Origin of the sequence: Streptomyces diastaticus subsp. diastaticus (assembly GCF_011170125.1) — a bacterium.
Classification (GTDB): Bacteria; Actinomycetota; Actinomycetes; order Streptomycetales; family Streptomycetaceae; genus Streptomyces; species Streptomyces diastaticus.
The window spans coordinates 235659-254764 of sequence record NZ_BLLN01000001.1 but is presented as its reverse complement, the minus strand read 5'-3'; the positions used below and the strand labels follow the sequence as shown (position 1 = coordinate 254764).

The window sequence follows — 19106 nt, the reverse complement described above, 5'->3', positions numbered from 1 at the left end:
CTCTCCCGCCCCGCCCGTCACCCCGGGCGCACCCTCGGCCGCCGGGCCGCACCGATGACTTTCGGGCGGCCCGGCCGTCTGCCCGGGTGTGGACGCCGACGTCACCGAACCCGCCGTGCTGAGACTGGCCGGCCCCGTGTCCCCCTCGGACGGGGCCCGCCTCTGCGCCGAACTCGCGCGGCGCGCCGCCGCCGGGGCCGAGGAGGCGCTCTGCGACGTCTCCGGCGTCCACCCCCCGCACCTCGCCGCCGTCGACGCGCTGGCCCGCCTGTGCCTGACGGCCCGCCGCACCGGTTGCCGCCTGCGCCTGCACCGGCCGGCCCCGCAACTACGCGCTCTGCTCATCCTCGTGGGGCTCGCGGAGCCGCTGGGCCTGACAACGGCGCCGGACCCCACGGCCGGCGGCGAACAGTCCGCGCCCTGACGGGCCTCATCCACCGCTTCCGGCTCACCGCCGAGGACCGCACCGCGAAGCCCGCCTTCGACGTCCTGCGAGACCTCGTCGTGCGCCCCAGCGGCTGACGGTTCCCCGATCACTTCGAGCCATCTGCCTGGCGGATTGGCCTACTTCAGGGCGATAAGTCCTGCCCAGGGTGACGAAGTCAATAGGTTTTCGGTCATTTTCCGGCCAGGAGCCCGATTACCTTGGATGAGCGCTTCCGCACCAGGACCGACGAAAGAACGACAGCTCATGCAAGGAACCGTCGACGGGTTCAGCTACGGCCTGATCACACCGATCACGGCCTTCCTGATGGCGGGCCTGGGCGGCGCCCTCGGGCTGCGCTGCACGGTCCGCTCGCTGCACGGCGGGCGCACCTTCAAGGCCGGCTGGCTGGCGCTGGGCGCCGCCGCCATCGGCTGCGGCGTCTGGACCATGCACTTCGTCGGCATGATGGGCTTCTCCGTCGCCGAGACGGCGATCAGCTACGACGTACCGCTCACCCTGGTCAGCCTGGCGGTGGCCGTCGTCGTCGTCGGTATCGGCGTCTTCGTCGTGGGCTACCGGGGCACCGGGCCCGTCACCCTCGCCACCGCCGGGCTCATCACCGGGCTGGGCGTGGCGGCCATGCACTACATCGGCATGTACAGCATGAGCCTGCGCGGGGAGTTCGCCTACGACGCGCTCCTCGTCGTGCTCTCCGTCCTCATCGCCGTGGTCGCCTCGACCGCCGCGCTCTGGGCCGCCGTGACCGTCCGCGGCTTCCTGCCGAGCCTCGGCGCCAGCGCCGTCATGGGCGTGGCCGTCACCGGTATGCACTACACCGGCATGTCCGCGATGACCGTCCACCTCGACGGCCACGGCAGCCGCCTGCCGCAGGGCGGTTCCATGACCACCGTCCTGCTCCCGATGCTCTTCGGTCCGCTGGTCCTTCTGCTCGTCGTCGGCGTCATCGTGATGTTCGACCCGCTGCTGGTCTCGGGCGAGGACACCTGGAACGGCACCCGCGAGCGCCGCGCCGGCCACCGCCCGCGGGCCCGCCACGCGGCACCCGCACCGGTGGCGGCACCGCGGCCCGCGGCCGAGGAGGAGTTCTGGCCGCGACCCGGCGCCCCCGCCCCGGCCGACGGACCCGCGAGCCGCTACCCGGACTCCTACGGGCCCCGCTGACCCGGGGCGTGGGCCCGGCCCTCAGGCTCCGGCGGCCCGCTCCGCCTCGATGATCCTCCGCGCCCGCTCGACCGGCGACGGCAGTTCGGGGGCCTCGTCCCCGCCGACCGGCCGGCCCTCGGCGTCGAGCGCCGGCGCGAGACCGAAGAGCGGGAACCACTTCGGGGTGTCGAGGAAGCAGTGGAGCCCCGTGATCCGGCCCTCGGAGAGGTCCAGGACCTGCACGGCCCACGGCACGAAGCCGGGCTCGCCGTCCTCCCGGGGCTTGTAGTGGGCGAAGGCCGGGGCGCCGTTGGCCACCGTCGGGAGCAGGCGGGAGTTCGCGCAGGCGGCGCCGATGGTGGTCATGAAGCCGGTGATGTCGGCCGTCCCGGCCAGCCACAGGTCGAACGGCGGCATCGTCATCACCGCGTCCTCGTGGAGGAGGGCGGTGAGCGCCGTCATGTCGTACCCCTCGAACGCCGCCACGTACCGGTCGAGGAGCTTCTGCTGCTCGGCGTCGAGCGGGTCGGCGGTGTCGGACCGCTCGGTGCCCGCGTGCTCGGCGAGGGTGGCGCGGGCCCGCTGGAGGGCGCTGTTGACCGAGGCGGTGGTGGTCTCCAGCAACTCGGCGACCTCGGCGGCCCTCCACGCCAGGACCTCGCGGAGGATCAGCACGGCGCGCTGCTTGGGCGGCAGGTGCTGGAGGGCGGCGACGAAGGCGAGCCGCACCGACTCGCGGGCCACCGCCGTCTGGGCCGGGTCGGAGTGCGCGGGCAGGACGCGGGCGTCGGGCACCGGTTCCAGCCAGGTGTTGTCGGGGCGGGGGTTGAGCGCCGCCTGGGCCAGCGGCGTCGCCGGGGTCAGGTCGACCGGGCGGGCGCGGCGGTTGCCCGCGTTGAGCGCGTCCATGCAGACGTTGGTGGCGATGCGGTACAGCCAGGAGCGGAGCGAGGAGCGGCCCTCGAACCGGTCGTACGCCCGCCAGGCGCGGACGAAGGTGTCCTGCACCGCGTCCTCCGCCTCGAAGGCGGAGCCGAGCACGCGGTAGCAGTACCCGGTCAGCTCCGTGCGGTGGCTCTCCAGCAGGGCGTCGAGTTCTCGCGCCTGCCCCGCATCCCCGTCGGCCCCGGCCGTCGGCGTCGTCACCGGCACCTGTGCCATCAGTCCCACTCACCCCTCGTCGCGCCCGGAAAGCTCCGGTACCCGGGAAGCTACCGCAGGCCGCCGACAATCGCGCCCGGAGTACGAAACTGCCCCGACCGGCCCTGTTCACAGGCCGGTCGGGGATGGAGGGGAGGTCGTGCGGAGCCGGTTCAGCAGGCGGCGGGCAGCCGCCGGTGCCGCTCGGCCCGGGCCGCGTAGGTGCCCAGCAGGGTCAGCCCCGCCACCGCCAGCACGGCCAGCGCGCCGATCAGCGCGGTGCCGGTCCAGCCGGCCGCGTGGAAGGCCACCGCACCGAGGACACCGCCGAGGCTGGAGCCGATGTAGTACGCCGACTGGTAGAGGGCAGACGCCTGCGCGCGGCCCTTGGTCGCCGTGGCGCTCACCGAGGAGGAGGCGACCGCGTGCCCGGCGAAGAACCCGGCGGTGATCAGCACCAGTCCGGCCACGATCAGCACCAGCGAGTCGGCGAGCGAGACCGCGAGCCCGGCCGCGGTGGTCCCCGCCGACAGGTAGAGCGTGCCGCGCCGCCCGAGCCGCGCCACCAGCTTCCCGGCCCGCGCCGAGGCGACCGTACCGACCAGGTAGACGACGAAGACCGAGCCGACGACGCCCTGCGGCAGCGAGAAGGGATCGGCGCTCAGGCGGTAGCCGATCACCGTGTAGACGGCGCCGAAGACCGTCATGAACATCCCGCCGATCGCGTACAGCCGCAGCAGCAGCGGGTCGCGCAGGTGCCCGGCGACGGTGGCCGCCACCGCGCGGGGGTGCAGCGTGGCCGGGGTGAAGTGACGCGGCGCCGGCAGCAGCGCGCGGAAGAGCAGGCCGCAGGCGACCGAGACCAGCCCGATCACCGCGAGCGCCGGACGCCACCCCCACTCCTGCGCGACCCAGCCGGTGACGATGCGGCCGCTCATCCCGCCGATGCTGTTGCCCGCCACGAACATGCCGATCGCACCGACCAGCGCCCGCGGCCGGACCTCCTCGCCGAGGTACGCCATCGCCGAGGCGGGCACGCCCGCCAGCGCCGCGCCCTGCACGGCGCGCAGCGCCACCAGGGCGCCGAGGTTCGGCGCGAGCGGCACCAGCACCGCCACCACCAGGGCCACCGCCAGCGAGACGGTCATCAGCCGGGCCCGCCCGAACCGTTCGGAGAGGGCGCTCAGCGGCAGCACGAACAGGGCGAGCCCGCCGGTGGCCGCCGACACCGTCCAGCTCGCCGCGCTCGCCGTCGCACCGAGGTCGGCGGAGATCAGCGGCAGCAGGGCCTGGGTGGAGTAGAGCAGCGCGAAGGTGGCGAGGCCGGCGGCGAAGAGGGCGAGGCTCATCCGGCGGTGGCCCGGGCCGCCGGGCGCCATCCTGGTGTCGGCGGGGGCCGCCGGGGGAGTGGCCGCGGCGGAGGAGGCGGGAGAGGGGGCCGGGTGGGTCGGGGACACAGACGGGACACGGGCGTCCACGAGAGTCGCGGACGCCCCGGTACTGGCGGGAGGCATGGACCGAACGTAGAACGCGCTCATTCATCCGTCCAATGCATGGATCGGCGATAATCGATCCCATGACGCATGAGCGCAGTTCACAGCGGCGGCTGTCGCAGAACAGTAACGCGCAAGACATTCCGGTGACCGCCGCCACAGGCGCTGGGGGCACCCGCGCCACCCCGGCCACCGCCCTCGAACCGGGCTCCTGGCCCGCCCTGCTCGCCCCCCGCCTCGCCCACTTCGCCGCCGTCGCCCGTACCGAGCACGTCACCCGCGCCGCCGAGGAACTCGGAATGCCGCAGTCGACCCTCTCCCGGTCCCTCGCCCGGCTGGAGGCCGAACTCGGCGTCGACCTCTTCGCCCGGCACGGCCGCACCCTCACCCTCACCCCGGCGGGCCGCGCCTTCGCCGCCTCCGTCGAACGCGCCCTCGGCGAGGTCGAGAAGGCGGCCGAGACGGTCCGCGCCGACGCGGACGTGACCTCCGGCAAGGTCGCCTTCGGCTTCCTGCACACCATGGGTTCCGAGACCGTACCCGCGCTGATCCGCGCCTTCCGCGCCGACCACCCGCACGTCCGCTTCACCCTGGTGCAGAACTACGGCGAGTGGATGATCGAGGCCCTGCGCGCGGGCCGCCTCGACCTCTGCCTCACCTCACCCGTCCCCGACGCCCCCGACCTGGTCGCCCGCCGCCTCGACGAGCAGCGCCTGCGCCTGGTCGTCCCCGACGACCACCGCCTGGCCACCCGTCGCCGCGTCCGCCTCGTCGAAGCGGCCGACGAGGCCTTCGTCACCCTCGAACCGGGCTACGGCCTGCGCCGCATCACCGACGCGCTCTGCGCCGAGGCCGGCTTCCGCCCCCGGATCGCCTTCGAGGGCGAGGAGGCCGAAACCCTGCGCGGCCTGGTCGCCGCCGGCCTCGGTGTCGCCCTTCTGCCGCCCCCGGCCGTCCCCCGCCCCGGCGTGGTCGAACTGACCGTCACCGCCCCCCGCGCGGTCCGCGAGATCGGTGTCGCCTGGATGGCCGGGCACCCCGACACCCCACCGGTCGCCGCCTTCAAGCGCTTCCTGCTCTCCCGGCGGGGGCACCTGCTGCCGGGGTGAGGGGGCGCCGGCCCGGCGGAGGCCTCCCGCCCGGAGGTCAACGCCGCAGCGACCGCCCGAACCCCGATGCCAGTGGCATCCGCAGGCCCAGGGGCGGGGGAGCCGCGAAGGCGTCGGTGACGGGGCGGGAGAAGCCGGTACCGAGGAGGGAGCCGAGGACGAAGTCGGCGGAGAGGGCGAGGACTTCGGCGCGGTGCTGGGCGAGGGCGTGGCCGTCGGAGTGGACCTCGAAGCGGCAGACGTCCCGGTTGGACTTCTTGGCGCGTTCGGCGAGGCGGAAGGAGAGTCCCGGGGCGCAGCGCTCGTCGTCGGTGCCGTGCACGATCAGGACCTGGCGTCCGGCGAGCTGGCGTACCGGCTCCGGTCCGGCGTCGTCGCCCTCCTCGGGCAGCCAGGGGGCCACGGCGAGTACCGAGGAGACCGAGGGGTGCCCGGCGGTGCGCAGTGCGGCGCGGGCGCCCATCCCGAGGCCGGCGAGGCAGACGGGGACGTCGCCGTAGCGGCGGACCGCCTCGTCGGCGGCCCAGGCGGCGTCCTGGGCGAGGTCGGCGCGGGTGCCGTTCCACCCCCGGCAGCGGTAGCGCACCACGTGGGCGGCGATGCCGTGTGCGCTGCCCTCGGTGGCGAGGCGGCGGGCGAGGGCGCGGGTCCGCCGGTCGGCGAGGGGCCGGGGTCTGCGGTCGGAGTCGGGCGGTCCGGAGGGGAGCAGCAGCACCACCCCGGCGACGGCGGCCGGGGTGGCGGCGATGATGCGTCCGAGCCGGGGGTCCCGTACCGGCGTCGTGTGCTGGGTCACGACAGAACAGTCTCAGAAGGTGGGGCGTACGCCACCTGTACGGCGGGTCACCGTTCCATATCGGCGCGCCGCGGCCCGGTGCGGACGCCGCGCGGCCCTGCCGGTCTACGCGCGTAGGAGGTACAGTGCCGCAATGACGAGCCAGATCGCGGGCCAGAAAGCCCCCTCCCCGGACGCCGACCAGATCCGCCGCGCCCCGAAGGTGCTCCTGCACGACCACCTCGACGGGGGTCTGCGCCCCGGCACCGTCGCCGAACTCGCCGCCGAGCAGGGCTACACGGCGCTGCCCGAGAGCGACCCCGGCAAGCTCGGCCAGTGGTTCCGCGACGCCGCGGACTCCGGTTCGCTGGAGCGGTACCTGGAGACGTTCTCGCACACCGTCGGCGTCATGCAGACCCGCGACGCCCTCTTCCGGGTGGCCGCCGAGGCCGCCGAGGACCTCGCGGCGGACGGCGTGGTCTACGCCGAGATCCGGTACGCCCCCGAGCAGCACCTCGATGGCGACCTCACCCTGGAAGAGGTCGTGGAGGCGGTCGACGAAGGCTTCCGCGAGGGGGAGCGGCGGGCGCTGGCGGCCGGCCACCGCATCCGGGTCGGCGCCCTGCTGACGGCCATGCGGCACGCCGCCCGCTCCCTGGAGATCGCCGAACTGGCCAACCGCCACCGCGACTCCGGCGTCGTCGGCTTCGACATCGCGGGCGCCGAGGCCGGGTTCCCGCCCACCCGCCACCTCGACGCCTTCGAGTACCTGAAGCGGGAGAACAACCACTTCACCATCCACGCCGGCGAGGCCTTCGGCCTGCCCTCCATCTGGCAGGCGCTCCAGTGGTGCGGCGCCGACCGGCTCGGCCACGGCGTGCGGATCATCGACGACATCGAGGTGGCGGGCGACGGCTCGGTGAAGCTCGGCCGCCTCGCCTCCTACGTCCGCGACAAGCGCGTCCCGCTGGAGCTGTGCCCGACCTCCAACCTCCAGACGGGCGCCGCCACCTCCTACGCCGACCACCCGATCGGCCTGCTCCGCAGCCTCGGCTTCCGCGCCACGGTCAACACCGACAACCGCCTGATGAGCGGCACCTCGATGAGTGCGGAGTTCGCGCACCTGGTCGAGGCGTTCGGCTACACGTTCGACGACATGCAGTGGTTCACCGTCAATGCGATGAAGTCCGCGTTCATTCCTTTCGATGAACGGCTCGCGATGATCAACGAGGTGATCAAGCCCGGGTACGCCGCGCTCCGCTCCGCCTGGCTCTTCCGCGAGACCGTCCCGACCAGCGGTTCCCTCGCCGCGGACCGGTGAGGACGGTTTCCCCGGGCAACGGCTGAGCCGTCAGTCCCGGGTACGGACACGGTCCGGCGGGTGTTTGTGGGCCGCCCCGCGGCGTGGCTACGGTCGCCACGGCCGCCGGAGCGGTGGCGGCCACCCGCCGGGCGCGGCGGGACCGGGCGAGCCCGGTCCGGCACGGCGCGCGGCGCAGGCAACCCCCACCGAGACGGCCGACCGCCGTGGCGGAACCCGGGCCGGGCCCGGGGCGCCCGGCGCGGGCCGCCCGCCCCCTCACAAGGACGTGTCCCATGAAGAAGCAGGCGAAGCACGCGAAGCCCTCGAAGTCCGCGAAGCTCGCGGCCAAGTCTCTCGGAGCCGTCGCCCTCGGCGCCGCCTTCGCGGCGGGCAGCGGCGGAGTGGCCGCGGCCGACACCGGCCTGCCGTCCACCTCCGACACCCTCACCGCCGTCGACCAGACCCTGCCGCTCGGCGAGGTCGCCGAGGCCACCCTCCCGGCGGGCGCCCCGGAGGCCGTCGGCAGTGGGGTGCGCGCGGCCGGTCTCGGCGCCGACGCCCTCCTCGACAAGGCCACCAGCGATCCCGGCGCCCTGCTGAGCAGCCTTCCCAACGTCGGTGAGCTCCCCGTCGAGGGACTGCCCACCGACGCACTGCTGCGCGGCTGAGCCCGCCCGCGCACCGCGCCGCACACCGACGGCCGGGTCTCCCTCTCGGGGGGCCCGGCCGTCGGTGCTGTGCGGCGGTGTCGGCGGTGCGCCCGGGGCGACAGGGCGCCCGCCGAGGCGTCACCACGATTCCCGGGCGACGCTCTTCTCGCTCGGCAGCAGGAACCACAGCGCGAGGTACAGCAGGAACTGCGGACCCGGCAGCAGGCAGGAGACGACGAAGAGCACACGCATGGTGCCGACGGTGGTGTCGAAGCGCCGGGCGAGCGCCGCGCAGACGCCGCCGATCATCCGTCCGCGGGTGGGCCGGACCAGGCTGGAGGACATGGGAACTCCTTCGCGAACGTCGGTACGGGACCCGGTCGGGCCCCGCGCGGGCTCCGGCCCCCCGGACCGGAGCTCCCGCTCTTCTTCCCACGGTACGCAGGACGAATGCGGCGAAGCCTCGCCCTACGGGGCGACACCCACCCTGGTAATCGTCGGGGTCGCACCCTGAGCGCGGCCCTCCTCCCAGCGGCGGAGCACCTCGGGGGAGCCCTGGCCCGGCCGTTCGGAAGGGCCAGGACGCGTCCCGCCGCCCCGGGCCGAGGGCGCTCGGCGGCGCGGCCCGTCGGGCCGCCTGCGCAGCCGGGCCCGCGCGGCGGGGACGACAGCGAGGTGGAGCACGGCCACCCCCGCCGTGTTCAGCAGGACCGAGTCGATGTCCACCACCCGGCCGGGCACGCCCGTCTGGAGGAGTTCGATCGCCAGCGAGATGAGCGCCGCCGCCGAGACCGTACGCAGCAGCGAACCGACCGGAGAGACGTGGAGGCGCCCGTCGGCCAGCGGCAGCAGGATGCCGAGGGGCGCGAGGAGGGCCAGCCCGGAGCCGATCCGGGCGGCCGCCTCGGCGGGGCCGCGGGCGAGGTCGGCACGGATGCCGGCCAGCGGATGCAGATTGGTCGCGCTCACCCAGGGAACGTCCAGGGGACGCAGCGTGACCCATCCGACGAGAAGGAGATGGGCGACGAGGAGGAGACCCCCAGTCGCACGGAAGCCGATCGGGGGGCTCTCGCCGCCCCAGCCTTGACGCTGCACGCATCCAAGGACGCGGAGCCCTGTCGCGGCGGTTCCCGCCGATCGAGGGGAAGTGACCGGCCTTCGTAGCGCACCGTGTCCGTACCGGCCGGGCGGCTCCCCGCGCGGGGCGGCGCGGCGGCGACGGGTCAGGGGGAGACGGTCTGCGCGGGGGTCGGGGCGGTGCCGGGCCGGGTGCGTACCTCGTCGGTGCAGGAGTAACGGCGCAACGGGGCGTCGGCGGGTCCGCCGAGGACGACGGAGCCGTCGGAGGCGGCGGCCGGGCTCTGCGCGAAGGTGCACACGACCTGTGCGAGTGCGAACACGGAGAGGTTCTCCGGCAGCGTTCCCAGCCGCAGCGCCTCACGCGGGTCGCCCTCGCCGGGTCCCGAGACGGTCAGCCTCCTGCGGACGTCCGTGCTGAAACCGGCCCGCTCCTCGCCGGCGGAGGGGGCCCGGCCCAGCTCCTTCAGCAGGGCACGCGCCATCCGCACCGGGTCGCCCGCCTGCCGTTCGCGCAGCGGCAGCCCCCGGTCCACGTCGACCAGCCGGCCGCCGCACACCAGCGAGACGGCCGCCGTGAACTCCTCGGCGTCCGGCCGGGCCATCTCGCCGCCCGCCACCTGGCAGGCCGCCCGCGACGGGGCCGGGCCGAAGTCGGTCGGCACCTCGGTGGCCCGGATGCCGCAGCCGCTCAGCGCGGTCGCGGCCATCGCCGCCAGCAGCGCCCCGGCCGCCCGTACCGTGTTCCTCCGTGTCACCGCCGGTCGCCGCCTTCCTCACCCGGTGCGGCGGTCCCGGGACCGCCGTCGTCGCCGGTGTCCTCGTCGCCCTCGGCCTCCACCGCGCCACCGTCCATCGGCAGCCGCAGCGTGAAGACCGCTCCGCCCTCGGGGGAGTTGACGGCACTGATGTCGCCGCCGTGGATGTGCGCGTTCTCCACCGCGATGGACAGGCCCAGACCGCTGCCGTCCGAACGCGGCCGGGAGGCGCTCGCCTTGTAGAAGCGGTCGAAGACGTGCGGCAGCACCTCCTCGGGGACGCCGGGGCCGTGGTCCCGCACCCGGATGACCAGCTGGTCCCCGGAGCCGGCCGTACCGTCCGGACGCTCCGCGGGAGGCTCGACGCGGACCGAGACGCGCACCGGGGAACCGCCGTGCTTGAGGGCGTTGCCGATGAGGTTGGCGAGGATCACGTCGAGGCGGCGCGGGTCGACGTGGGCGAGGATGCCCCGCTCGGCGTCCAGCTCCACCGCGTCCAGCCAGGCCCGCGCGTCGACGCAGGCGGTGATCTGGTCGGCGATGTCGACGGTGTCCAGGACCAGCCGGGCGGTCCCCGCGTCGAAGCGGGTCACCTCCATCAGGTTCTCCACCAGCGTGTTGAGCCGCCGGGTCTCGCCGATGACCAGCCGCACCGCCGGTTCGATCATCGGGTCGACACTGCCGGTCTCCGCGTCCAGTTCCTCCTCCAGCACCTCGGTGACGGCGGTGATCGCCGTCAGCGGGGTCCGCAGCTCGTGCGACATGTCGGCGACGAACCTGCGGCTCGCCTCCTCCCGGTCGCTCATCGCGTCGACCTGCTTCTCCAGGGCTGCCGCCGTCCGGTTGAAGGTGCGCGAGAGTTCGGCCAGTTCGTCGGTGCCCGAGACCCGCAGCCGGGTGTGGAGCTTGCCCTCGCCGAGCCGGCGGGCCGCGACCCCGAGCCGGTGCACGGGCTTGAGCACCGTCGTCGCCGCGGCGTGCGCCAGCAGCGCGGCGCCGATCAGCGCCAGCGTGGTGGCGATCCCCAGCGACCAGGCCAGCGAGTTGAGGTCGTCCGCCTCCGCCTGGAGCGACTTCTTCAGGTAGCCGGTCGGACCGCCCCCGGCCACCCGCGCCCCGCCGATCAGGTACGGCGTCCCGTCCTCCACCGTCCGCTGCCAGAACAGGTGGTACGCCGCCGGGTCGCCGGTGGACGTCTCCGGCTCCTCGCCGACCGCGTCGCGCAGCGGGCGCGGCACGTCGGCCACGGTGAAGGTGTCGAGGTCGGAGTTGCCCGCGACCAGGTGGCCGTCCTCGTTCCGGGCGAGCAGCACCACGCTGTAGTGCTGGCTGGAGTCGGCCATCTCCATCGCCGCGTCCCGCAGTTCGGCCTGCGAGGGATGCGGCGGCAGGGCGGCCGCGCGGCTCTGGAGCTCCTGGTGGAAGTCGCTGAGCGCGGCGTCCTGCGTGCGGGTCAGCACCGCCTCACGGTTCAGCCAGTAGGCGATCCCCGACGCGGAGACGGCGGCGGTCAGCGCGACCAGTCCGAAGACGAGCACCAGCCGCAGCCGCAGACTGGTGAACCGCAGCCCGGCCAGCAGCCGCCCCCGCGCGCGCCGGCTCTCGCCCGTCCCGTCGACGACCTGCTCGTCGCCCGTACTCTCCCGCTCCTCGGGCGCGCGGCTCTCGCCGCCCCGCGGGGCGGCCGTGTGCGCCGGTCTCACTGAGGGGCGTCCAGCCGGTAACCGACCCCGCGCACGGTGCGGATCAGCGTCGGCGAGGACGGCACGTCCTCCACCTTGGCGCGAAGCCGCTGCACACAGGCGTCCACCAGTCGCGAGTCACCGAGGTAGTCGTGCTCCCAGACCAGCCGCAGCAACTGCTGCCGGGAGAGCGCCTGCCCCGGCCGGCGGGACAGCTCCAGCAGCAGCCGCAGCTCGGTCGGGGTCAGTTGCAGGTCCTCGCCGTTCTTCGTCACCGTCATCGCGGCCCGGTCGATCACCAGCGAGCCGAAGACCGCCGCGTCGTTCGACTCCCGCTCGCCGCGGCGCAGCACGGCGCGGATGCGGGCGTCCAGCACCCGGCCCTGCACCGGCTTCACCACGTAGTCGTCGGCGCCGGACTCCAGCCCCACCACCACGTCGATGTCGTCGTTGCGCGCGGTCAGCAGGATGATCGGCAACTGGTCGGTGCGGCGGATGCGCCGGCACACCTCGAAACCGTCGATGCCCGGCAGCATGACGTCCAGCACGATCAGGTCCGGCCGCTGCTCACGCAGGAGCGTCAGACCCTCCTCGCCGGTGGCAGCGGTCGCCACCCGATGCCCCTGGCGTGTCAGCGACAGCTCCAGGGCGGTGCGGATGGCGTCGTCGTCCTCGATCAGCAACAGGGAAGGCACGGGCGCCATTCTGTCCCATGCCGCCGCCGAGTTCGACAGGTGGAGCCGTCCCTTACCCGATCCACACGCCGACGGGCCCTGTGACAGCCCTGTGACAGTCGGCGGACACCGCCATGAACTCGCTTCGGCAGGCTTCTGGGCAGACGGGAAAACCCAGGCTCCACGACGAGGAGGGCACGCGATGAACGCACCGCACGGCAAGAATCCTGGTGCGGTTGTCACGCGTCTGCACGACGTGGCGGTCCGGGCCAACGAGAAGTCCGGTGCCGTGAGCGGGCGGGGGTGCGCTCGCGGCGCCGGGCGTCAGCACGCCGTACACGCGGAGCGCCAGCCCCGCGTCACCGTGTTCGACGCGCTCCAGACCGGCCGGGGGGCCTCGGGGGACCCCCGGGACCGGGACGCGTACGGGGAGACGGGGGACCGGCCCGAGCGGACCGAACGGGACGACGCCGAAGCGGCGTTCACCGCGTACGTCCGCGAGCGCCGCGCCTCCCTGTACGCGACCGCCTACCACCTGACCGGTGACCGGTACGAGGCCGAGGACCTGCTCCAGAGCGCGCTGTTCTCCACCTACCGCGCCTGGCACCGGATCAGCGACAAGGCGGCCGTCGGCGGGTACCTCCGCCGCACCATGACCAACCTGCACATCAGCGCCTGGCGGCGCCGCAAGCTCAACGAGTACCCGACCGAGGAGCTGCCGGAGACGGCCGGCGACACCGACGCGATGCGCGGCACCGAACTGCGCGCCGTCCTGTGGCAGGCGCTCGCCCGGCTCCCCGAACTCCAGCGCACCATGCTGGTCCTGCGCTACTACGAGGGCCGCACGGACCCGGAGATCGCGGACATACTCGACATCAGCGTCGGCACGGTGAAGTCCAGCATCTGGCGGTCGCTGCGCAGGCTGCGCGACGACGAGGTGCTCAGCTTCGGCCGTGACCAGGAGGAGTCCTTCGGCGAACTCGTCGCCTGAAGGATCAGGCCCCGGGCAGCCGGGGCCGACGGGGGAAGGAAGCGGGCGGCCCACGGGGGACGTGGGGCAGTCCGAGGGGGAAACGGGACCGCTCACGATCGGGGGATCGGGCGCGGGCCCTGACCAGGGGAAAACGGGGGGAAACGGGGGACGCCAGGGCCGGGGGGCCTTGGCGGACCACGGGGAACACGGGGGGAACACGGGGGTCCGGGGGGATCACCGGAAGGGCGCGGGACCGGAGGGCCGGGGGGTCTGTCCGGTCCCGCACCCACTTGCGGAAGGGCGTCCCTGAGGGGGCGCCCTTCCGGCTTGCCGAGACGGCCCGCGCCTGTCGGCGGTGCCCCTCTCACGCCCCCGCGAGCGGCTGGGCGCGGTCGGCCGCCGTCCCCCGCGCCGTCACATGCCGCCCAGCCGCCGCTGCCGCCAGGCGGCAGAGGGCCTCTTCGCGGGTGCAGGGGTGGGCGCCCAGGGCCGACTGGCGGGTGACGATGGCGCGCTCCGCGCGCATCAGGCGCCAGCCGCGCCGCAGGAGCACCGGCAGTGGCTTGCGGGCCTCCCGCAGGTCCCGGGCGAGGCGGCGGCGGAAGGTGGTGGTGGGGTGGCCGCGCAGGCACAGGGCGTCGGCGAGCAGGCCCCGTTCGCGGCAGCGTTCGACCAGGTCGGCGGCGAAGATGCCCTCGGCGATGAAGAGCGGGGTGCGGTCGATGTCCAGGGTGGATTCGCCGACGCGGGCGCTCGCCCCGATGTCGTAGACCGGGACCCGGGCGCGGCCCCGGCGGCAGAGCGCCTCGATGGCGTCCAGGGCCGCGTCGGCGTCCCAGGAGAGCGGGGAGTCCCAGTCGGTCTCGCCCGTCGCGGCGAGCGGCGGCAGGGTCGGATCGCCGCTCTCCTTGTAGAAGTCGTCGAGTGCCAGCACCGGCAGGCCGGAGTGGGCGGCGAGCGAGGTCTTGCCGGAGCCGGAGGGACCGGTCAGCAGGACCACGCGGGTCGGTATCGGACTGAGGCTGCTCACGGGAGAACAGTGTGAGGCATCCACCCGAAGGGTTCACCTTCCGGGGCGGCCTTTGGAACGCACGTCACGCCTCAACTACTCTGTGTGTCCGTACGCTCACGCATGTCCGCAACTTCCCCTCAGGTGGCGCACCATGGCACGACACGCAGCACCCTCCCGACCGACCGCCCCGCGCGCCCTGCTCCGCGCCGGCCTCACCCTCGGCGCGCTGGGCGCCGCGCTGACCGCCGGGGCGGGCGCCGCGCAGGCCGCCGAGGAGCAGCCGGGCGCCGCGACCGGCGAGACCCTGTCCGCCGTCACCGGCGCCGCGGGCATCGCGGCCGGCGCGCTCGACTCGGCGACGACGCACAGCCTCGGTCCCGTCAAGGACCTCCAGATCAACCCGTTGGCCGGCACCGGCACCGACCCGCTGGACAACACCGTCGGCACCCAGGTCGCCGACTTCCAGCCGGTCTCGACCGCGGCGCTCACCGGGCCGCTCTCGGACGGCGGGTCCCTCACCGACCTGCCGCTGGTCGGCCAGGTCGCCGGGCTGCTGCCGGGCTGAGCCCGGGCGGCAGCGAGGGCGGGGCGGGGTCCGCGACCCCGCCCCGCCCTCGCACACGTGCCGTCCCGCGTCAGTACGCCGAGCCGGAGACGCCCAGCGAACCGGTGGGGTGCCAGACCGTCTTGGTCTCCAGGAACGGCGTCAGGCGGCGGATGCCCGGGTCGGCGGCGAAGTCCTCGCCGTTGCCCTCGGCGTCCGCCGGGCGCAGCACCCGCTTGAGGTTGTCGGCGGCGGCCCGCTCCAGCTCCACGGCCAGTCCGCCCGCCGCGCCCGTCAGGTCGATCGCGTTGACGTCCTGGTGGGCGGCGAGCGGCGCGGCCAGTTCGGAGGTGCGGCCGCTGAGGATGTTGACCGCGCCGCCGGGCACGTCCGAGGTGGCCAGCACCTCGCCGAGGCTCAGCGCGGGCAGCGGGCGATCCTCGGAGGCGGTCACCACGGCGGTGCAGCCCGTGGCGAGCACCGGGGCGAGCACCGAGACCAGCCCGAGCAGCGAGGAGCGCTGCGGGGCGAGGACGGCGACGACACCGGTCGGCTCGGGCGAGGAGAGGTTGAAGAACGGGCCCGCGACCGGGTTGGCGCCCCCCACGACCTGCGCGATCTTGTCGGTCCACCCGGCGTACCAGACCCAGCGGTCGACGGCGGCCGACACCTGGGCGGCGGCCTTGGCGCGGGAGAGCCCCTCGGCCTCGGCGACCTCGCGGGTGAACTGGTCCGCGCGTCCCTCCAGCATCTCCGCGATCCGGTACAGGACCTGGCCCCGGTTGTACGCGGTCGCGCCCGACCAGCCGCCGAACGCCTTCCGGGCGGCGACCACCGCGTCCCGGGCGTCCTTGCGGGAGCCCTGGGGGGCGTTGGCCAGGGGGCGGTCCTTGGAGTCGGTCACCTCGTACACCCGGCCGCTCTCGCTGCGGGGGAACTTCCCCCCGACGTACAGCTTGTAGGTCTTGGACACGGAGAGCCGCACCGTCGGCTCCGGCTTATCGGACATCGAGGTACGCCTCCAGACCGTGCCGGCCGCCCTCGCGGCCGTGGCCCGACTCCTTGTAGCCGCCGAACGGCGACGTGGGGTCGAACTTGTTGAACGAGTTGGCCCACACCACGCCCGCGCGCAGCCTCTCGGCGACCGCGAGGATGCGCGAGCCCTTCTCCGACCAGATGCCGGCGGAGAGGCCGTACGGCGTGTTGTTGGCCTTGGCGACCGCCTCGGCCGGGGTGCGGAAGGTCAGCACCGACAGGACCGGGCCGAAGATCTCCTCACGGGCGATCCGGTGGGCCTGGGTGACCTGGGTGAAGACGGTCGGCGCGAACCAGTGTCCGGTGGACGGCAGCTCGCAGGGGGCGCTCCAGCGCTCGGCGCCCTCCGCCTCGCCCGCGTCGGTCAGCTCGGTGATCCGGGCCAGCTGCCCGGCGGAGTTGATCGCGCCGATGTCGGTGTTCTTGTCCAGCGGGTCGCCGAGGCGCAGCGTGGCCAGCCGCCGCTTGAGGGCGTCCACCACCTCCTCGGCCACCGACTCCTGGACCAGCAGGCGCGAACCGGCGCAGCAGACCTGCCCCTGGTTGAAGAAGACGCCGTTGACGACGCCCTCGACGGCCTGGTCGAGCGGGGCGTCGTCGAAGACGATGTTGGCGCCCTTGCCGCCCAGTTCCAGGGTGAGCTTCTTGCGGGTGCCCGCGACCGTGCGGGCGATCTCCTTGCCGACCGCGGTCGAGCCGGTGAAGGCGACCTTGTCGACGTCGGGGTGGGCGGTCAGGGCCGCGCCCGCGTCGCCGTAGCCGGGGAGGATGTTGACGACGCCCTTGGGCAGGCCCGCGCTGCGGCAGATGTCGGCGAAGAAGAGCGCGGAGAGCGGCGTCGTCTCGGCGGGCTTCAGCACGACGGTGTTGCCCGCCGCCAGCGCCGGGGCGATCTTCCACGCCAGCATCAGCAGCGGGAAGTTCCACGGGATGACCTGGGCGGCCACGCCGAGCGGGCGCGGGGCGGGGCCGAAACCGGCGTGCTCCAGCTTGTCGGCCCAGCCCGCGTAGTAGAAGAAGTGCGCGGCGACCAGCGGGAGGTCGCTGTCGCGGGTCTCCTTGATGGGCTTGCCGTTGTCCAGGGTCTCCAGGACGGCCAGTTCGCGGCTGCGCTCCTGGATGATCCGGGCGATCCGGAAGAGGTACTTGGCACGCTCGGAGCCGGGCAGCGCCGACCAGGGGCCGAACGCCCCGCGGGCCGCCCCGACCGCGCGGTCCACGTCCTCGGCGCCCGCGCGGGCCACCTCGGCGAGGACCTCCTCGGTGGACGGGGAGAGGGTCTTGAAGACCTGCCCGTCGGCCGCCTCGGTGAACTCGCCGTCGATGAAGAGTCCGTAGGAGGGGGCGAGGTCCACCACCGCGCGGGACTCGGGTGCGGGCGCGTAGACGAAGGGGCCGAAGGGGCCGAGGTCGCCGGGAGAACCCGGGGAACCCGCGGCGTCCTTCGCCGCGCCGGTCGTCGTCTCGCTCATCTCGGCCATCTCAGTCCACCGTGACGTAGTCGGGGCCGGAGTATCGGCCGGTACGGAGCTTCTGGCGCTGCATCAGCAGGTCGCCGAGGAGGCTGGAGGCGCCGAAGCGGAACCAGTGGCTGTCCAGCCAGTCCGGGCCCGCCGTCTCGTTCACCAGCACCAGGAACTTCACGGCGTCCTTCGCCGTGCGGATGCCGCCCGCGGGCTTCACCCCGATCCGGACGCCGGTCCGGTCGCGGAAGTCGCGGACGGCCTGGAGCATCAACAGGGTGTTGGCGGGGGTGGCGTTGACGCCGACCTTGCCGGTCGAGGTCTTGATGAAGTCGGCTCCGGCCAGCATCGCCAGCCACGAGGCACGGCGGATGTTGTCGTACGTGGACAGCTCGCCGGTCTCGAAGATGACCTTCAGCCGGGCCGGGCCCGAGGCATCCTTGACGGCGGTGATCTCCTCGTGGACCTTGCCGTAGTTCCCCGCGAGGAACGCGCCCCGGTCGATCACCATGTCGATCTCGTCGGCGCCCGCCGCGACCGCCTCGCGGGTGTCGGCCAGCTTCACGTCGAGCGTGACCCGCCCGGCGGGGAAGCCGGTCGCCACCGAGGCGACCTTCACCGGCGAACCGGCGACGGCGGCCTTCGCGGTGGCCACCATGTCGGGGTAGACGCAGACGGCGGCGACCCGCGGCGTCGAGCGGTCCGACGGATCGGGCAGGACGGCCTTGGCGCCGAGCGCCCGCACCTTCCCCGCCGTGTCGGACCCCTCCAGCGTGGTCAGGTCGATCATGGAGATCGCCAGGTCCAGGGCGTACGCCTTGGCCGTGGTCTTGATGGACCTGGTCCCGAGCGCGGCGGCGCGGGCCTCCAGTCCTACCGGGTCGACGCCGGGCAGCCCGTGCAGGAACCGGCGGAGGCCGGTCTCCGTGGCGGTCACGTCGCCGAACTCACTCTTGAGTTCCTTCCTGGACATACTCACGCCGGTGAGCATATCTACGCGCGTAGGACGGTGTACAGCCGCAGGGGCGGGAGAGTGGGAGCGCGGCCCTCTCCGGGGCGTGCGCGAGCGGGCGGACAGGGCGCGCGCGGGTGGCCGTACGGCCGGGGCGTGTGGGCCGTGGGGCAGAATCGCACTCATGAGCACCCCGCAGTCCTCCGCACCGGAGCCGAGAACCCACCGGTCCACCGCCTCCCTGGTGACCGGCGCCCTGCTGCTGGCACTCGGCGCCTGGTTCGGCGTCGACGCGATCTGGCGCGGCAGCGGGCGCACCCCGTGGGTGGCCCTCGCCGCGCTGGTGACGCTGGTCCCGCTGGTCGTCGCCTACACGCTGCGCCCGGCCGTCGTCTCCGACGAGGACCGCCTCACCGTCCGCAACCCCTTCCGCACCGTCACGCTGCCCTGGGCCGCCGTGGCCGAACTGCGCTCCGGCTTCACCAACGAGGTCCGCAGCGACGGCCGCACCTACCAGCTCTGGGCGCTCCCGGTCTCGCTGCGCGCCCGCAAGAAGGCCGCCCGGGCCCAGATGCGCGACGCGGTGGCCGACCCGCACGGCGCCACCCCGACCACCGTCTCCCAGCCCGTCCGCAGCGACTCCGACCAGGCCGTCGAGGACCTGCGGGAGATCGCCGAGCGCCGCGCCGCCGCACCGACCGCACAGGGACCCGCCGTGGTGCGCTGGGCGTACGAGATCATCGCGCCGACCGCCGTGGGCGCGATCGCGCTGGTGGTGCTGGTCGCGACCGGCTGAGCCCCGGCCCGCCCCGTCCGCGCGTACGACTCCGCCGCCCTCCCTCCGGGGACGGCGGCGGAGTCGTACGCACGGTCCG

General features: G+C 74.2%; 20 protein-coding genes. 8 read left to right on the top strand and 12 right to left on the bottom strand.

The window, feature by feature from the left end:
• Window positions 1–88: 88 nt before the first annotated feature.
• Both Sdia_RS01120 and Sdia_RS01115 read left to right on the top strand, forming a co-directional pair.
• On the top strand, window positions 89–424 hold the full coding sequence (locus Sdia_RS01120; protein ID WP_100452487.1) for an STAS domain-containing protein: 336 nt from the start codon (window positions 89–91) through the stop codon (window positions 422–424).
• A 267-nt stretch (window positions 425–691) separates the two neighbouring features.
• Entirely contained in the window at window positions 692–1609 is a 918-nt protein-coding gene (locus Sdia_RS01115) for an MHYT domain-containing protein (RefSeq protein WP_100452488.1), read from the top strand.
• A 21-nt stretch (window positions 1610–1630) separates the two neighbouring features.
• On the opposite strand, the gene Sdia_RS01110 is transcribed toward Sdia_RS01115, so the two are convergent.
• Window positions 1631–2752, bottom strand: a complete 1122-nt coding sequence (locus Sdia_RS01110; protein WP_100453305.1) for a sigma-70 family RNA polymerase sigma factor — start codon at window positions 2750–2752, stop codon at window positions 1631–1633.
• A gap of 152 nt (window positions 2753–2904) precedes the next feature.
• A complete protein-coding gene (locus tag Sdia_RS01105; RefSeq protein WP_229831578.1) occupies window positions 2905–4245 on the bottom strand; it encodes an MFS transporter in 1341 nt (446 codons plus the stop codon).
• A gap of 62 nt (window positions 4246–4307) precedes the next feature.
• On the opposite strand from Sdia_RS01105, the gene Sdia_RS01100 reads away from it, so the two are divergent.
• Window positions 4308–5333: a LysR family transcriptional regulator gene (locus tag Sdia_RS01100; RefSeq protein ID WP_189500472.1), complete on the top strand. Its 1026-nt coding sequence runs from the start codon at window positions 4308–4310 to the stop codon at window positions 5331–5333.
• 37 nt (window positions 5334–5370) lie between these two features.
• Here Sdia_RS01100 and Sdia_RS01095 read toward each other — a convergent pair whose 3' ends face one another.
• A complete protein-coding gene (locus tag Sdia_RS01095; protein WP_100452490.1) occupies window positions 5371–6129 on the bottom strand; it encodes an alpha/beta hydrolase in 759 nt (252 codons plus the stop codon).
• A 133-nt stretch (window positions 6130–6262) separates the two neighbouring features.
• Between Sdia_RS01095 and Sdia_RS01090 the strand changes: the two genes are divergently transcribed.
• The gene (locus tag Sdia_RS01090; RefSeq protein ID WP_100452491.1) at window positions 6263–7429 is read left to right on the top strand and encodes an adenosine deaminase; all 1167 of its coding nucleotides are present in this window, start codon (window positions 6263–6265) and stop codon (window positions 7427–7429) included.
• Window positions 7430–7704: 275 nt separating this feature from the next.
• Entirely contained in the window at window positions 7705–8079 is a 375-nt protein-coding gene (locus tag Sdia_RS01085; protein WP_100452493.1) for a hypothetical protein, read from the top strand.
• Window positions 8080–8199: 120 nt separating this feature from the next.
• On the opposite strand, the gene Sdia_RS01080 is transcribed toward Sdia_RS01085, so the two are convergent.
• The 5 genes from Sdia_RS01080 to afsQ1 all read right to left on the bottom strand — a co-directional run bounded on the left by Sdia_RS01080 (window position 8200) and on the right by afsQ1 (window position 12273).
• Window positions 8200–8406: a PspC domain-containing protein gene (locus Sdia_RS01080; RefSeq protein ID WP_100452494.1), complete on the bottom strand. Its 207-nt coding sequence runs from the start codon at window positions 8404–8406 to the stop codon at window positions 8200–8202.
• Between the two features lie 123 nt (window positions 8407–8529).
• Window positions 8530–9156 carry a VanZ family protein gene (locus tag Sdia_RS01075; protein ID WP_100452495.1) on the bottom strand — a complete coding sequence of 209 codons (627 nt, stop codon included), beginning with the start codon at window positions 9154–9156 and terminating at the stop codon, window positions 8530–8532.
• A gap of 128 nt (window positions 9157–9284) precedes the next feature.
• Complete coding sequence (locus Sdia_RS01070) at window positions 9285–9896, bottom strand: hypothetical protein (protein ID WP_100452496.1); 612 nt, start codon at window positions 9894–9896, stop codon at window positions 9285–9287.
• Window positions 9893–11599: an ATP-binding protein gene (locus Sdia_RS01065; RefSeq protein WP_100452497.1), complete on the bottom strand. Its 1707-nt coding sequence runs from the start codon at window positions 11597–11599 to the stop codon at window positions 9893–9895. Before Sdia_RS01065 ends, Sdia_RS01070 begins: the two co-directional genes overlap by 4 nt.
• Window positions 11596–12273, bottom strand: coding sequence for a two-component system response regulator AfsQ1 (afsQ1, locus tag Sdia_RS01060; RefSeq protein WP_100453307.1), 678 nt, complete (start codon window positions 12271–12273; stop codon window positions 11596–11598). The genes Sdia_RS01065 and afsQ1 overlap by 4 nt, the downstream gene beginning before the upstream one ends.
• A gap of 181 nt (window positions 12274–12454) precedes the next feature.
• On the opposite strand from afsQ1, the gene Sdia_RS01055 reads away from it, so the two are divergent.
• Window positions 12455–13243: a SigE family RNA polymerase sigma factor gene (locus Sdia_RS01055; protein ID WP_100452498.1), complete on the top strand. Its 789-nt coding sequence runs from the start codon at window positions 12455–12457 to the stop codon at window positions 13241–13243.
• A gap of 346 nt (window positions 13244–13589) precedes the next feature.
• Here the strand turns inward: Sdia_RS01055 and Sdia_RS01050 are convergent, their stop codons facing one another.
• Window positions 13590–14255 (bottom strand): uridine kinase family protein, encoded by a 666-nt coding sequence (locus tag Sdia_RS01050; protein ID WP_100452499.1) that lies wholly within the window; start codon window positions 14253–14255, stop codon window positions 13590–13592.
• Between the two features lie 133 nt (window positions 14256–14388).
• Between Sdia_RS01050 and Sdia_RS01045 the strand changes: the two genes are divergently transcribed.
• Window positions 14389–14802 (top strand): hypothetical protein, encoded by a 414-nt coding sequence (locus Sdia_RS01045; RefSeq protein ID WP_100452500.1) that lies wholly within the window; start codon window positions 14389–14391, stop codon window positions 14800–14802.
• A gap of 70 nt (window positions 14803–14872) precedes the next feature.
• Here the strand turns inward: Sdia_RS01045 and Sdia_RS01040 are convergent, their stop codons facing one another.
• Genes Sdia_RS01040 through deoC form a run of 3 tightly spaced genes read right to left on the bottom strand, consistent with a single transcriptional unit; the run spans window position 14873 to window position 18252 of the window.
• Complete coding sequence (locus Sdia_RS01040) at window positions 14873–15790, bottom strand: aldehyde dehydrogenase family protein (RefSeq protein WP_181844145.1); 918 nt, start codon at window positions 15788–15790, stop codon at window positions 14873–14875.
• Window positions 15780–17297 carry an aldehyde dehydrogenase family protein gene (locus Sdia_RS01035; protein WP_229831579.1) on the bottom strand — a complete coding sequence of 506 codons (1518 nt, stop codon included), beginning with the start codon at window positions 17295–17297 and terminating at the stop codon, window positions 15780–15782. The genes Sdia_RS01040 and Sdia_RS01035 overlap by 11 nt, the downstream gene beginning before the upstream one ends.
• A 1-nt stretch (window position 17298) precedes the next feature.
• Window positions 17299–18252 (bottom strand): deoxyribose-phosphate aldolase, encoded by a 954-nt coding sequence (gene deoC, locus Sdia_RS01030; RefSeq protein ID WP_189500484.1) that lies wholly within the window; start codon window positions 18250–18252, stop codon window positions 17299–17301.
• 163 nt (window positions 18253–18415) lie between these two features.
• Between deoC and Sdia_RS01025 the strand changes: the two genes are divergently transcribed.
• A complete protein-coding gene (locus tag Sdia_RS01025; protein WP_100452503.1) occupies window positions 18416–19027 on the top strand; it encodes a PH domain-containing protein in 612 nt (203 codons plus the stop codon).
• Window positions 19028–19106 lie beyond the last annotated feature (79 nt).